A 14505-nucleotide genomic window follows, 5' to 3' on the forward strand; every position below is an offset into this window, starting at 1 on the left:
TACTAAAAGCTGGAATTAATCACTAAAAGCTGATTTTATTCATTTTTATATTTTATTTTCAGGTGAAGTTATTGAAAGCAAAACTGAAAGGAGACAGAGTCCGGGCCGGCAAGGAAGCTGTCAACGAACTGTATAAAACCGGCTATTTCGGGCGTCCCAAAGGTGACGGGCTTGAACTCCGGCTTGTGGAAGCTGCATTTCTCCTGTACCGCGGGAAGCTCGAGATCGAGCTGGAGGGAAAAAACCTGGATTTCAGGGCCTTTTTCGAACAGGCCTCCCTCAGGCAGCCTAATTTTGAGTTGAAGTATATTGTTTACAAGGACCTGAAGGAAAGGGGGTACTATGTCCAGCCCTCGACCACGGACTTCAGGGTCTACCCCAGAGGCAGCCATCCCGGGAAAAGTGCTGCAAATCTTTTTGTCCAGGTCCAGTCCGAAAGGCAGCCTCTTCCGCTAAAGGCCCTGCAGGAGGCTGTGGCATCAGCAGAAAACGTGCACAAACAGCTGATCCTTGCTGTAGTGGACGGGGAAAGCGACATCACCTTCTATGAAGTAAAAAGTGATGCCCCTAAGGGAGATATGGCAGAACCGTACCCTGAAGTCTTTTCCGAAGCGACTTTTCTTGAAGACAGGGTGATTGTCTGGGACCCGTCTGTTTCCGAATCCCTCTATAACAGGGGCTTTTTCGGAAAAATGCTGGATACTGAACGGCTTCAACTTTCCCTCGTGGAATCCCTCTACCTTTTCTCTAAAGAGGCCATTGCGGTCAAAGACAGGAATGGGAAGGAACTTACATTCGGGGAATTCGTGGAGAATGCCTCGGGGATTGAAACATCTTTCCTGCAAAAATACAACGTGTATAAAGATCTCAGGGACTCGGGAAATGTTGCCAAGACCGGCTTTAAGTTCGGGACCCATTTCAGGGTCTATCGGAAGGTTGAGTCCGTGCAAAAGATCCCCCATTCTGAGTACCTGGTAGACGCCATACCTGCGGATTTTGAGTTCAGGCTTCCTGTAATGTCCGGAGCCGTGCGCCTTGCAAACAGTGTCCGGAAGAGGATGCTTTTTGCGGTTGAAAGAGAGGAAAAAGTCGAATATCTCGATATCGGCAGAGTTAAAATGTAAGGCCTGTGAGAAAGAAACAGGTTAAGTTGCAGGTTAAATAACAGGTAAAGAGGGAAGATTCAGGCTAAGAGCAGGCTGAGAGCTGAGAGACAGGCCAAAAGAAGGTAATGAAGGTAAGATCCATGTGGGACATAATTGCAGTGGACATCTCGGGCAGGCACAGGATAAAGGACGGCTACTACATGGTCTGTGCTGCGGCTGCCCTGAAGATTTCCGCATCCCACATAGAAAAGATAAAACAGGTCAAAATCCAGCCGCGCTGGCTCCAGGAAGCCCCCCGCCTGGTGGACATCGTGCAGCTGATCGAGGATACGGTGGCCCAGCTTGATTTTAAGGGCACGATTGTGACGGAAAAAGGGGACATGTATAACGAGCCCCAGTGGGTGCCTGATAGCATGTTTACCCTGGCGTTCAAGTACCAGGAGTCAATTGGGGAAAGGCGAGCTATCGAGCTTGCCCACCACATTTCCCTGAGTACCCGCAATTTACTTTTAACTGAACTTAACATTGAGGCCGGACAATAAAAGCGATGAATCCAGAAAAACAGCCCGGAAACGGGATTAGGGTAATTCTCGTAAAAAGAGACAACCCCCGCTCGGAAGGGGAACGCAACGCAAACCTTTTCGAGGAACTCAGGGAACTTGCAAAGGCTGCAGGCTACCGTTCCGTGGGAGAAATTTCCCAGACCAGATTTCCTGACAGGAAATACCAGCTGGGACGGGGAAAGGTCGAGGAACTTGCCGAACTTGTGGAAATCACGGGGGCGGAAAAGGTCATTTTTTACAACAGGCTCTCCACAACTCAGATCTATAACATCTCGGAACTCTGCAGGTGCCGGGTAATTGACAAGTTCCAGCTTATCCTTGAAATCTTTGCAAAAAGGGCCACCACCCACCGTTCCAAACTCCAGGTAGAACTTGCAAGGCTCAAATACGAACTCCCGAGAGCAAGGGCTGTCGTATCCATCCTGAAAAAGGAAGAGAAACCCGGGTTCATGGGGCTCGGGGGCTATGAAGATTCCTACGAGCAGGACCTGAAAAAGAGGATTACCCGGATAAAAAGCGAGCTGGAAACCGCGGAAAAGGACGACGAGTCCCTGCGGGTCTTCCGGCGCAGGCAGGGTCTCTCTTTGATCTCCCTTGCCGGATACACTAATGCCGGGAAAAGCACCCTTTTCAACACCCTGGTGGACGAAGAGTCCGAAGCCATGAACATGCTCTTTACGACCCTGGTCCCCATGACCCGGGCGCTGGACCTGGGCGGGCGAAAGGCGCTTCTTACCGATACCGTAGGTTTTATCGAGGAACTTCCCCACTGGATGGTGGACGCTTTCAAGTCCACCCTGGACGGGATCTTCCTATCGGATATCATCCTCCTTGTTGCGGATGTAAGCGAAAAACCCGAAATCGTCCACCAAAAGCTTGCCACCTGCCACGATACCCTCTGGGACCGGATCAACGGCGTCCCTGTAATCACCGTACTGAATAAGACCGACCGGTTGGACCCAGAAGAACTGGAAACCCGCCTGGAGCAGATCAAATACCTTGCCCCCAATCCCATTCTGGTTTCCGCAAAAAATGGTACTGGCATCCCGGAGATTAAAGCCGAAATATTCAGGCACCTCCCCCCCTGGAAGACCTGCTCCCTTACCCTCCCTAATTCCCCTAAAGGGATGTCTGCCCTCTCCTGGCTTTATGAGGAAGGAATCGTGCACAACGTGGAGTACGGGGAAAAAATTTCAGTGGATTATGAAGCAAGAGCCTCGATCATCCGCAGGGCCAGGAATCTGGAGCGGGACCTTGCAGAATGAAATGCCTGGTGGTTCGAGGTTTCAGGTTAGTGTTTCTGTTGAGATGTGAGGTTAGTGTTTCTGTTTAAGATTCTTGCTCAGGGCATAGATTTCAGGTCCAGGGAGAAGGAATCCCTTTAAAGAACTCTTCCACTTTATCCAGACCGGGCGGATGAAATTAAAGTTTTTCCAATTTTATATAAAATTAGTTGAATATTACCATGACTTTTTTTCAATATTTCCCTCCAGCACATAGATTCCACCCCCCGAATATAGTTCGTATAACCACGAAAGGTATTTATATACGAAAGTCGTTTGTATATTTACGAACGGGCCATCTACTGGAAGACATCAGACCCTCCTAATATCCTAAACTACCCCTACACCAATTTTTTTCAATCTGGTCCGTTCGCAGTTTTCCTTTTTAAGAGTTTCTTTTCTTCTACCCCATTTCTTCTCATTTTCCCTTCTCTCACATTCCTCCTGCCATATTTTTCATTATTTATTTCCCTCCGGGTAAGATTCGGAAGCATGGGATTCTTTTTCGGATAAAACAGTTCCTGACTTTGGATTTTTGCTGGCATCCCGAGGTCCTGGTGCAGGGTTGGCTCTCAAAGGGAGTTACGGGAAAACATGAAAAATGCATGGAAAACATGCAAGAAATCAATAATAAAGGTATAAAAAGTATGCAAATATAAATAAAAAAATATGTAAATAATTAATAATAATTATGCAAAAATTGTATAAAAAATATGTAAGAAAGAGATCGAAACGTGAAAATAATTTTTAAAAATGAGAGCCTTCGAGCTAATTCCCTTAGAAAACTTCATTTGTTCGTGAGTAAGCGAAAGGTATATATTATATATTGACTATTATACAAATGCGGACGGAAATTTTCTTTTTGGAGCCAATACCCCCATTAACTATCCCCAAGATCCCCATATCCCAGCCGTTCGCGAACTATTTTTTTATATTTCTTTTTAAATAAACTCCATGATGTTGTTTTCTCACGTTTTTCGCATTCCTTTTTTGTTAGCTCTCTTTTACGACTTCCGGGTTTCCTCCTTTGTTACCCTTTATTTTCCTTTATTTCCCTTTGTTTCCCCTCGTTTCCCTTTGTTCCCCCTTGTTTCCCTTTGTTCCTCTTCTCCTCAGCGGCCGTTCAAAATTTATATAAATCCTCCTGTCGTTCTTATCCCCGGCATGAAATTCGATCTTCACGTCCATTCTCGTTATTCAAGGGACAGCAACTCGGACCTGGATGCCATCCTCACCTTTGCAAAGGCAAGGGGGCTTGAAGGGCTTGCAATCTGCGACCACGATACAGTGGATGGTGGACTTGCCTGTGCAAGGAGAGCCCGGGAACTGGGGATGCGAATTACGGTTATTCCCGGTGTCGAGGTAAGTTCTTCGAAGGGGCATATTCTGGTCCTCGGGATAAAACAGGATATCGAGCCCATGATGAGCCCTGAAGAAACAATCCGGCAAGCCCGGATACTCGGGGGAACGGTAATTATTCCCCATCCCTTCAAGAAGAGTTCCCACGGGATCGGGAGTTTCGAGGGGCTTGACATTGATGCCGCCGAGGTCTTTAACTCCCGCTGCCTCTTCAACGGCGCAAACAAAAAAGCCCTCTTCGAAGCCGAGAGGCTCGGCATCCCGCCTGTTGCGGGAAGTGATTCCCATATCCCGGAGATGGTAGGGCAGGCGTACACGGAAATCGACGCATTAGAAAATACGGTGGATGCCGTGCTACAGGCGATCCAGGAAGGAAAAGTTTCTCCTGCCGGGAAAAAGTCTCCGACTCCGATAATCCTCAGACAGATGGCCGGAAGCGCAAAAAGGAAGGCCCGGAAAAAAATTTTTGGAATTGCCTGAATCAGGGGCTGCTTTTTCCTGAAACTTCTTTTCAGCAGGTTAAAATAAGCAAGGTTAAGAAGTTTGTCTTCATAACTGCTAGCAGGAAAGGGAATTAATAGTTCTGAATCAAGAAGGGAAGAAATAATTCCAAATAAAAAATGAAAGAGGGATTGGAATCAGCCGGTTCACAAAAGAAATAAGCACCGAAATCGAAATCTTCGCCCCTGCCGAGCGCATCTGGGAAATTCTCATGGATTTTGCGGCCTATCCTAAGTGGAACCCCTACATTCAGGAAATTAGCGGGGATGCGGAAGTCGGGAAAAAACTGAAAGTCTACATGAAACCGGAATGGGAAAAAAAGGGCACGACCCTCCATCCCCGGGTCCTCCGCCTGGAACCCAGAAAAGAGCTTACCTGGAAAGGAAGTTTCTTTCTTCCGGGGGTGCTTGACGGGGAGCACAGTTTAATCCTCGAGGAAACAGGGACCCGGAGAGTTCGCTTTATCCAGAAAGAAATCTTCAACGGCCTGGCTATTCCCATCATCACTGCTTCGTGGTCTATCGAAGAAGGTACGAAGCGGAGTTTTTCAGAAATGAACCGTGCGCTTAAGAAAAAAGCGGAAAAATTTTAATGATTTTCTAATTTTTTGAAAGTATATATTGGTACTTCAAAAAATTAAACTCTTTTCGTATCCTCTTTTTACTTTTAATAAATTTTTAATATATAGACCAGGGATTTTTTGTAATAAATAGTTACCCTGGTTTTTTATATATTTAGATTTCTTCAAAATTTGCCATTAATTACGCCATCATAAGGGCTCTTTCTATGCAAACCTGTAGAATGAAAAACTATCTCATATTTATGTCCATGATATTTTTATTTTCAACACTCCTTAATAATATTCATAACTTTTATATGCTAATGTTATATTATTACTACTAAATTATATCCATTCTAATATCTGTTATAAAAGTGATTAAAAGTTAAAACAGATTTCCATATTATCTAGGCTTATTTCATCAAAAATCCATGAAAAAAACAGACCCGTAGAGTAAGTTAATAAAATAGTTAATTAAGTGTGGGTAGAAATGAAGATTCCTGTAAGGTGGTGAAAAATATGGCTGAAAATTCCAGCAGTAATTTTAAAAAATTTGGATTTGAATTTTTAACAGCTTGCTGTACATTACTTATGTTAATCTCCTTATTTTCATGTACTGTATCAGCTATAAGCGTGAATGTAACTGATGATGAAGTCCGGGACGTAACTACCATGGCAATATCTCATGGTCCTAAAATTATAAATCCTGTGCCAGAAAATAATCCGGATTTGTTTACAGAAATATCAGGGCCTGAGTCCCGGACTCTGGAAATGGATACTTTCGGTATTTCCGGTTCACAGCTGGATGTATTACTGGTAGGGGCAGATTACAGTGCTAATTCGCTTACATCTATTCTGACAGGTTTCCCTGACATCGGAACGGTGACCTTCTTCAACGCTGCCGAAGGAACTCCGACTCTTGCCGAACTCCAGCAGTATGATGTTGCAATAGTATGGAGTAATTACCCTTATTACGACAAAGTAGCACTCGGTGATGTACTGGCAGACTATGTAGATAGCGGCGGAAACGTGATTATCCAGGTAGGTTCCTGGTATGGACCTGACTTTGGCCTCCAGGGACGGATAATATCAGAAGGATACAGCCCATTTGTACAGGACGGGGTTAATGGCAATCACTTTTCAGATGCTTCTCTTGGCCTGTATGATGCATCTCACCCCATCATGAAAGGTGTGAATTCCGTGTCTGATTATTACCGGGACAGCGTGGAACTGACTTCCAGAGCGGAACTGGTAGCTAAATGGGACGACGGAGAGGAATTTATTGCCACAAAAGACTCGGTAGTCGGGATCAACTCATGGCCAGGTGATTATTACCAGTGGACCGGAGATTACCCGACAATTCTTCATAACACCATTCTGTGGTTTAATCCGGTGAAAATACATTCTCCGCAGGCTATCACAAATGACAGCACTCCTCTGTTAAATGCAACTTTTAACCCAAAAACTTTTAACCCGGCCGCTCTGGCATGGTACGTACTTGACGGGAATAACGGAACCAATCAAACTAACACATACAATCTGACCGTTACATTACCGCAGCTTGATGATGGAATGCACAATATCACGGTTTATGCAATGGATTCTGAAGGAAATACCAGCGAAAAGACTCTGGACTTCCTTGTGGACACAATTATACCGACAATAACCATCGACCCTGTGGCCTCCCCAACCGACTCCAGCTTTCAGGTCATCAACGGGACTTTTGTTGAGGAAGGGGCAGGCATTGCTTCAATAGTTGTTAATGGTGTCTCTGCGGCAGTAAATAAGGAGAATAATTCATATTCCGCAACCGGCTTGCCTCTGGTGGAGGGAGAGAACCTCATAACCGTGCTTGCAACGGACAAAGCCGGGAACATCGGGACTAACACTACCCTGATAGTTCTGGATACGATTTTGCCCACAGCTACAATAAGTGCGCCTGTTAACAATGCCTGTGTCAGAGGGACTGTCGAGCTCATCGGAAATGCAACTGATGAAGCCCATTTCAATAATTATTCCGTGGATTGGTCGGATGCCTCCGGGGTCAACTGGACGGAAATATACAATTCAACAACTGCATGTGAAGGAACCCTTGCCGTCTGGAACACAACTGCTTTGACAGACGGGGAGTACATCGTCAGGTTGACAGTTACCGATAAAGCGTCCAATACAAAAACAAGTACGTCAGACGTCAAAGTTGATAACGAGCTTCCGATAGCAGCAATAGCAGAACCTATCGAAGGTGCACATGTTTGCGGGAACATCAGCATCAATGGGTCCGCGGATGATGAAAATCTCAAAAACTACACGGTGGAATGGTTGAATTCCACCACTAATTCGACAATATTTGGTTCATCTACCGGATTATCCGGAGAACTGGCTGAGTGGGATACAGGTGCTCTGGCAGACGGGGAGTACACAGTCCTGTTGACAGTTATGGATATTGAAGACAATGTCAGTACAGCAGCAGTAAATGTTACAATTGACAATACTTTTCCTGTTTTGAATATTGCAGAGCCAGCCAGGGACAGGACCTGGTTCGTTGACAATATTGTAAAAGGTACGGTCTCGGATTCCAACTTTGAATCGGCCACCCTGCTCGTGAAGAACGAAACGGATGCTTTGGTGAGCCGGTATGAACTCAATATCCTGCCGGACAACAGCTTCAGGGAGCGTGTGGAATACTATCCCGAACAGCTGAATACTCTGGAGTTAATTGCATGCGATACAGCAGGCAATACCAATATCTCCAGCAAAACAGTGTACGTCGAAAATAATACCATGCAGGAAGCGGTTTCCTCTGTCAATGAAAGTGAAGCAGTGGAAATTGATTCTGTCAATGAAACCGGAACTTCAATTGAATTTGTATCGGATGTTAACGCAACTAATGTAACTTTCACAGTAACCGCGATAACAAACAAAACAGCGATGGAAAGCCTGAATAATTCGAGTTCGGTGTTCGGGGAACTTGCGGTAGGCAAAATGGTTGAAATAAATGCTACCGGAGGCCTTGACGGCTCGAACGAGTCCCAGGTAGGGTATGTGCGTATATCCCTCTTCTACAGTAAGGACGACCTTGACCTGGACGGGAACGGAGAAATCGGACCCGGAGACATCGATGAAGCTTCCCTAACTGTTTACTGGTATAATGATACGAGCGGCAACTGGACAAAGCTCTTAAAAGGCAGCCCCGAATGGGTACTTGATGCCGGCAGGTCTCCGCTAACAGGCGACGGGCAGGGCTCGGTATGGGTCAAGGTAAAACATTTGAGTTCTTATTCTTTGACAGGGGCACTGATCCCTGAGCTAATCCCGGCTGAACCCGAAGAGCATAACGGAGGCCATGGTTTTGGCCATGCTGTTATTATCAGTAACAGTGAAGCTTCGGACGTAACCGAGCAGGACACGGGAACTGTGGATGGGAATGGGTCCGGCCTGGAAATAACTCCCGAAGAACAGGAAATTCAGGAAGATGAAATTTTGGGAGAAGAAGCCCCAGATAAGGATACTCCGGAAGAAGAGGAATCCGAAGGCTCTCCCGGATTCGGATCAATATTTGCGGCTGCCGGACTGGCTGTATCGGCCGTTTGCGTGAGAAGGCAGATGCTTTAATAAAAAGCATTTCTGCTTTTTCTTTGCTTTTCTTTTCTTTTCTTTTTTAATTTATTTTCCCTTCTTCTTTACCCTTCTTCTGTTTCTCACTCCTTCTTTTTTCCTTTATATTTTTAAGCTTCTCTGTTTCTTCCCGGGCACCCCATGGAAATCCCTTAAATACTAACATACAAATCCTTATAACACAAAAAATTAGAAACAGACGATACCATGACCAGGGAAATCAGGATACTCCACACCGCAGATACGCACCTGGGATACAGGCAGTACCACAGCGAGGTCCGGAGGCAGGACTTTTTTAATGCTTTTTCAAACGTCGTGGACGACGCTCTGGAGATGCAGGTTGACGCTGTCGTGCATGCGGGAGACCTTTTTGATTCCAGGAACCCGACCCTGGAAGACCTCCTGGATGCGATCAATATCATATCCAGGTTGAAGGCTGCAGGCATACCTTTTCTGTCAATTGTCGGGAACCACGAGAGCAAGCAGAATACCCAGTGGCTGGACCTTTTCGAGGGGATGGGCATCGCATGCAGGCTCGGGAAAAAGCCCTGCATGGTCGGAGATGCCGCAATCTACGGGATCGACAGTGTCCCGAAGTCAAAGATCCCTATCTTCGACTACTCGGATTTCAAGGTCCCCGAAAACCTCCCTGAGGGCGGGAAAAACCTGCTCGTAATGCACCAGATAATGCAGCCTTTCCCCTATGGGGAATGGAGCTGTGAGGAAGTGCTCGAAAACCTGCCCTTCAAAGTGGACGCGGTTCTCCTGGGAGACTATCACAAGTACGAGAAAATAAAGGTGGTGGATACCTGGGTCACGTACCCGGGCAGCACCGAAAGGAACAGTGCCTCCGAAAGTGAGCCCCGTTCCTATAACATCATCACGCTTTCAGGAGCCGGGATCGAGATCTCCAGACGCACCATTCCAACCCGGGATTTTGTGTTTATTTCCATAAACCTGAAAGGGGAAGAAAAGCCTTACGAACAGATTTTTGCAGCCATTGACGAGTACCAGGAGACCCTGCCGGAATCCGTGGTCTTCGTGGAACTTTCCGGGGAACCGACGGGGGTCCTTTCCTTCAGTGAAATCGAGGAGTACCTGCTAAATAAAGGGGTTCTCGTACCCAGGGTAAGAGACCTGAGGGTAAAAGAAGCGGTCCCGGAAGAAGCCTTAAGCATCAGTTTCTCGGACCCGGACCACGCGGTTGCCGAGGAAATCAAAAAGATGAGCCTTACCGATGGTGGGCTGATTGTTGACGAAATCGTCCGAAACCCGAACGTTGTCAGGTCAAGGGTAGACGAAGAGACAGAAAACCGGCTTGTAGAATTGATTTCTGCTATTGATTTCAAATACCCCGGTTTCAAAATAGAAATGCCTGCCCCGGAGTCTGTTCCCGTGACGGCAGAGGATTCCGAAAAAGAGGATTCCTACAAGGCCGAAGTTCCCGAAATTAAAAGTGAATACGGATATGATGAAAATACCGAGACTCTTGAAGGCTCTGAAATTGCCGAAGCCTCTGAACCTGTTGATTTTCCTGAAGCACTTGAAACCCCTGAATCAGCCGTGGTTTCCGAAGAAGTTGTATCCTCTGAACCAGCTTTGCCCTTAGAACCAGCTTTACCTTCTGACGAAGCCGTGGTTTCGGAGACAAATGCGGTGCCTGAATCTCTAGAAGCCCTTGAACTGGTAGAAAGCTCTGAACCGGTTGAGCATTTTCAAGAATCCGAAGTTCCTGAAGAATCCGAAGTTCCTGAAGAATCCGAAGTTCCTGAAGAATCCGAAGTTCCTGAAGAATCCGAAGTTCCTGAAGAGCCAGAAGTTCCAGAAAAAGTTGACTTGCCGGATGTGCCTGAAAATGTTCCTCCGGAAAAGGAAAGGAATATCCCCGAAAAGGAAGAGCAGAACGAAGGCCCTGTATTCTGGAAACCTGCGGCTTCATCTGGGGTAAGAACGACTTCTTCCGAAACGTCCGTCAAAGGCGGTCCCGGGGAAGAAGACCCGTTTACGGCTTTTGGGTCCTCCAAAAATAAAAGCCCCGAAACTCCGGCCAGAGGTCTGGATAGTTTCATTGCGGGTGAGCCGAAAGCTAAAGGTGGATCGGATTCCGGGGATAAAGGAGGTCTCAAAGGGGAGCTTCCTGAACAGGAACCGGAAAAGAAGCAGGAAAAGTCTTCGGAAGATGCCGGAAAATCCGCGAAGCCCGGAAAGGAAAAAGAAAGGGAAAAGGGTAAGGGGAAAGGCAAACCTTCAGCCCTCCGTCAGTACAACCTTGGTGATTACCTGTGAAGTTGAAAAACCTGCACGTCGAGAATATCCGGAGCTATAAGAAGCTTGACCTTGCCTTCGAGGACGGGGTGACCGTAATCTCAGGGGTGAATGGAAGTGGAAAGTCCAGCCTGCTTGAGGCCTGTTTCATGGGGCTTTTCGGGAGCAAGATCCTTTCAAAGGACTTCGTGCTTGCGGACATGATTTTCAAGGGAGCGGAAAACGCAAAGCTTGCCCTTGACTTTGAGCATCTGGGGCGGGACTACCGGATTGAACAGGGCTTCCGCTATTCTCAGAAAAGCGAAAATGCGTCAAACTCGAAGTGTGTGCTCTATGCGGACGGGGAAAGTGTAATCGACCAGGCCACCAGGACCTATGAGGAAGTCTGTGCCCTCCTGAACATGGATGAGGAGGCTTACCGAAACTGCGCCTACATCCGACAGGGGGAGATCGATGTGCTCATCAATGCAAAGCCAAAGGACCGGCAGCGGATGATCGACGACCTGCTGCAGCTCGGGAAGCTTGAGGAGTACCGGGAAAGGGTTCACAGCGCAAAGACCGGAGTCAACAGGCTTGAGCGGGACGCAAAGACCAGCCTTGCGGACACGAAAGCCGAAATAGGGGAAATCGAAAATACGGAACCTTTCGCAGCCCTGAACCGGCTCAGGCAGAAAGTGAAGGAAAGTGACGCCTCCTTAAAAGAGCTGAACGAAAAGAAGGAGTACGCAGGGGCACGGAAGGAAAAACTAGACCTCTTGATTGCGGAACATAAGGAGCGTCTTGAAGAAATAGGAAAGCTCAGGCAGGCTATAAAAGAGTCCCAGGAGAAAAAAGCCGGGTGTTTCAAAGAAAAAGAGAGCTTTTCCGGGGAGATCCAGAAGCACCGGGAAGCTTTGCTCGAACTGGGAGAGGAAAATTCCGGGATTCGGGAGGAATGCGGTTTCGGAGACCTTGAAATCGAAGCCCTGTTAGCCGGAAAAGAAAAAGAAGAATCCCTGGCAAAGGAAAAGGTGAACGCTGCCGCAAAGGAACTTGCCCTTCTCCTGAAGGAAGAGGAAGCCCGGGTGCAGGCCCTGGATGAACTTGAAGCTGAAAGGAAGGAAAACGAAAAGGCGGGCGGGCAGTGCAGGTCGGACATAGAGGCTGCAAAGAAGGATATCAAAAATTATCAGGCTAATATCCGGACGCTGGAAGAAGAAAGTGTGCGGCTAAGGGAAAATATCGGGGGAGGGAACCCTGATGTCGATATTCCTTCCCTGATAAAAGACTTTGAAGAAAAGGAGAGCCTTCTTCGGGACCGGAAAAACGAGGTTTCCGGGAAGCTTGCCCTTGCCCTGAAAGATAAAGAGGCCGGGGACGGGAATTTAAATGAGCTTGAAAAAGAGCTGAAGGGCTGCAGGGAAACGATCCGGAAGGGCAAGACCGATATAGATCTTCTCGAAGAGGAACTCGGGCAAAACTCCCGGGCAGTCCTGGAAGTCCAGGAACAGAAGTCAGGAGCTCTTGTCGGGTTCAAAGGGCTTGGTTTTTCCGAGGAACAGCTCGAAAGCCTGGAAGATATAGGAGAACTTTTGCTCGAGACCAAAAACCGGCTGAGTGGAAATGAAGCCGAACTCGGGACCCGGATAAGGGAACTTGAAAAGAGCCTCCGGAAAAACCGGGAACTTCTTGCCGAGGGGAAGTGTCCAACCTGCGGGCAGGAACTGAAAGGCTCGGAGCTTGCAAGCACGGCAGAGGAAACCGGACAGGAAAAAGAGAAACTTTCCGCACAGCTCATGGAAATAAAGGTCCAGCAGGCGGAAATCGATAAAAAGCTCAACCGCCTCAGGGATGCGAGGAAGCTTGAGAAGAAAGTCCTGGACTACGACGTACAGACCGAAAAGCTCAGGGACAAGGCAAAAGCTCTGGAAAAGCTCCTGGAGACCCACAAGGCCCGGGTCGAAGAAGAAAGTAAGAAACTCGAAAAGTTGGAAAAGCGAAATCATGAACTTGAATCCGGCAGGCAGCAGTTCCTTTCGGACATCAAGGCCCTGGAAGGCTGGGCCGAGGCTGCGGAAAAGGCCCACGGGGAAAGTGAAAAGACGCTCCGCGAGGCGAAAGCTCTTGAAAAGAAACTTGCCGATTCCTCCTCGGAAATTGAGAAACTTAACGGGAAAATCGGGACTTCACAGGCGCTGATTGGAAATTACGAACAGAGAATTAAGGAACTGGAAGAAAAGTCAGGGGGCATCGGGGAGCGGGAAAACAACGTAAAGGAAAAGTTAAAAGAACTCAAGCTCGAAGTCGAAGCCCTGCGGAAAAAAGAAGAAGCAGCGGAAAAGGACCATGAGGTGAGCAAAAAACTTCTCGGGCAGGCCAAAAAGCTTCAGGCAAACCTGCTCCGCATGGATTCCATAAAACACAGGGTCTCCGAACTCGAAACCGGGATAAAGAACCTTGCTGAAAAGGTAGGCTTTTTCGACCGGGAAATCCTGGAACGCAGTGAAAGGATAAGGCAGCTCGAGGGAAAAGCGGAAGGAAGCGAACTTGAAGAACTCCAGGAAATGCGCGCCAGGTTTGCGGATGCCCAGGCAAACATAATGAAAAACATCCGGGAAATAAGCGAGGAAAAAGACAGGGGCCTGAAAGAAATCGGCATGGTTGAAAACAGCTTAAAACGCCTCAAGGAACTCAAAGAGGAACTCCGGGCCCTTGAGAACAGGCGGCTCTACCTGGAAGCCGTGTACCGGAATGCCGAAGAGCTCGAAAACACCTACATGCGCATCCGGGCGGACATGAGGACCCGGAACATAGGCGCCCTTTCCACTCTCCTTAACGAGATGTTTGCTTTCATGTACGCAAACAACGCCTACTCCCGCATTGAGCTGGACTCCGAGTACAACCTGACCGTTTACAGGAAGGACGGAATACCCCTTGAGCCCAAACTCCTGAGCGGTGGGGAACGCGCCATCTTCAACCTCATCCTGCGCTGCGCCATCTACCGGCTGCTGGCCCTGGGCTTTGGAGGAGACCGGGCCGACGGGCTTCCCCCGATGATCCTGGACGAACCCACCGTTTTCCTGGACCGCGGGCACATAAGGCAGCTGCTCAAACTCATCGATATGATGCGGAACATCGGCGTGGGCCAGATCATAGTAGTCTCCCACGACGAATCCCTGATCGATTCCGCAGACCACGTTTTCCATGTGGAAAAAGACCCCCAGACCAACATGTCCTCGATTTCCCGGCGCTGAAATTTAAAGTGGGGCAACAGG

At 47.8% G+C, this 14505-nt stretch carries 10 protein-coding genes; 8 read left to right on the forward strand and 2 right to left on the reverse strand.

Going from position 1 to position 14505, the window contains the following annotated elements; translation table 11 throughout:
• The first annotated feature begins 71 nt into the window (after positions 1 to 71).
• From endA to hflX, 3 genes are all read left to right on the forward strand, one after another.
• Positions 72 to 1124: a tRNA-intron lyase gene (endA, locus tag ACSAZK_RS05180; protein ID WP_440957107.1), complete on the forward strand. Its 1053-nt coding sequence runs from the start codon at positions 72 to 74 to the stop codon at positions 1122 to 1124.
• A 122-nt stretch (positions 1125 to 1246) separates the two neighbouring features.
• On the forward strand, positions 1247 to 1648 hold the full coding sequence (locus ACSAZK_RS05185) for a DUF2209 domain-containing protein (protein ID WP_048178049.1): 402 nt from the start codon (positions 1247 to 1249) through the stop codon (positions 1646 to 1648).
• Between the two features lie 5 nt (positions 1649 to 1653).
• Complete coding sequence (gene hflX, locus ACSAZK_RS05190; protein ID WP_440956326.1) at positions 1654 to 2934, forward strand: GTPase HflX; 1281 nt, start codon at positions 1654 to 1656, stop codon at positions 2932 to 2934.
• A 374-nt stretch (positions 2935 to 3308) separates the two neighbouring features.
• Here the strand turns inward: hflX and ACSAZK_RS05195 are convergent, their stop codons facing one another.
• Positions 3309 to 3497 carry a hypothetical protein gene (locus ACSAZK_RS05195; RefSeq protein ID WP_440956327.1) on the reverse strand — a complete coding sequence of 63 codons (189 nt, stop codon included), beginning with the start codon at positions 3495 to 3497 and terminating at the stop codon, positions 3309 to 3311.
• Between the two features lie 619 nt (positions 3498 to 4116).
• Between ACSAZK_RS05195 and ACSAZK_RS05200 the strand changes: the two genes are divergently transcribed.
• From ACSAZK_RS05200 to ACSAZK_RS05210, 3 genes are all read left to right on the forward strand, one after another.
• On the forward strand, positions 4117 to 4791 hold the full coding sequence (locus tag ACSAZK_RS05200; RefSeq protein WP_440956328.1) for a PHP domain-containing protein: 675 nt from the start codon (positions 4117 to 4119) through the stop codon (positions 4789 to 4791).
• Positions 4792 to 4969: 178 nt separating this feature from the next.
• Positions 4970 to 5404 (forward strand): SRPBCC family protein, encoded by a 435-nt coding sequence (locus ACSAZK_RS05205; RefSeq protein WP_440957108.1) that lies wholly within the window; start codon positions 4970 to 4972, stop codon positions 5402 to 5404.
• A gap of 600 nt (positions 5405 to 6004) precedes the next feature.
• Complete coding sequence (locus ACSAZK_RS05210; protein ID WP_440956329.1) at positions 6005 to 8983, forward strand: Ig-like domain-containing protein; 2979 nt, start codon at positions 6005 to 6007, stop codon at positions 8981 to 8983.
• 46 nt (positions 8984 to 9029) lie between these two features.
• Here the strand turns inward: ACSAZK_RS05210 and ACSAZK_RS05215 are convergent, their stop codons facing one another.
• Positions 9030 to 9152, reverse strand: coding sequence for a hypothetical protein (locus ACSAZK_RS05215; protein ID WP_440956330.1), 123 nt, complete (start codon positions 9150 to 9152; stop codon positions 9030 to 9032).
• Between the two features lie 41 nt (positions 9153 to 9193).
• Between ACSAZK_RS05215 and ACSAZK_RS05220 the strand changes: the two genes are divergently transcribed.
• Together ACSAZK_RS05220 and ACSAZK_RS05225 are read left to right on the forward strand one after the other, a co-directional pair.
• Positions 9194 to 11272 carry a metallophosphoesterase gene (locus ACSAZK_RS05220; RefSeq protein ID WP_440956331.1) on the forward strand — a complete coding sequence of 693 codons (2079 nt, stop codon included), beginning with the start codon at positions 9194 to 9196 and terminating at the stop codon, positions 11270 to 11272.
• Positions 11269 to 14484, forward strand: a complete 3216-nt coding sequence (locus ACSAZK_RS05225; protein WP_440956332.1) for a DNA double-strand break repair ATPase Rad50 — start codon at positions 11269 to 11271, stop codon at positions 14482 to 14484. The genes ACSAZK_RS05220 and ACSAZK_RS05225 overlap by 4 nt, the downstream gene beginning before the upstream one ends.
• Positions 14485 to 14505: the final 21 nt, after the last annotated feature.

Origin of the sequence: Methanosarcina sediminis (assembly GCF_052056915.1) — an archaeon.
Classification (GTDB): domain Archaea; phylum Halobacteriota; class Methanosarcinia; order Methanosarcinales; family Methanosarcinaceae; genus MTP4.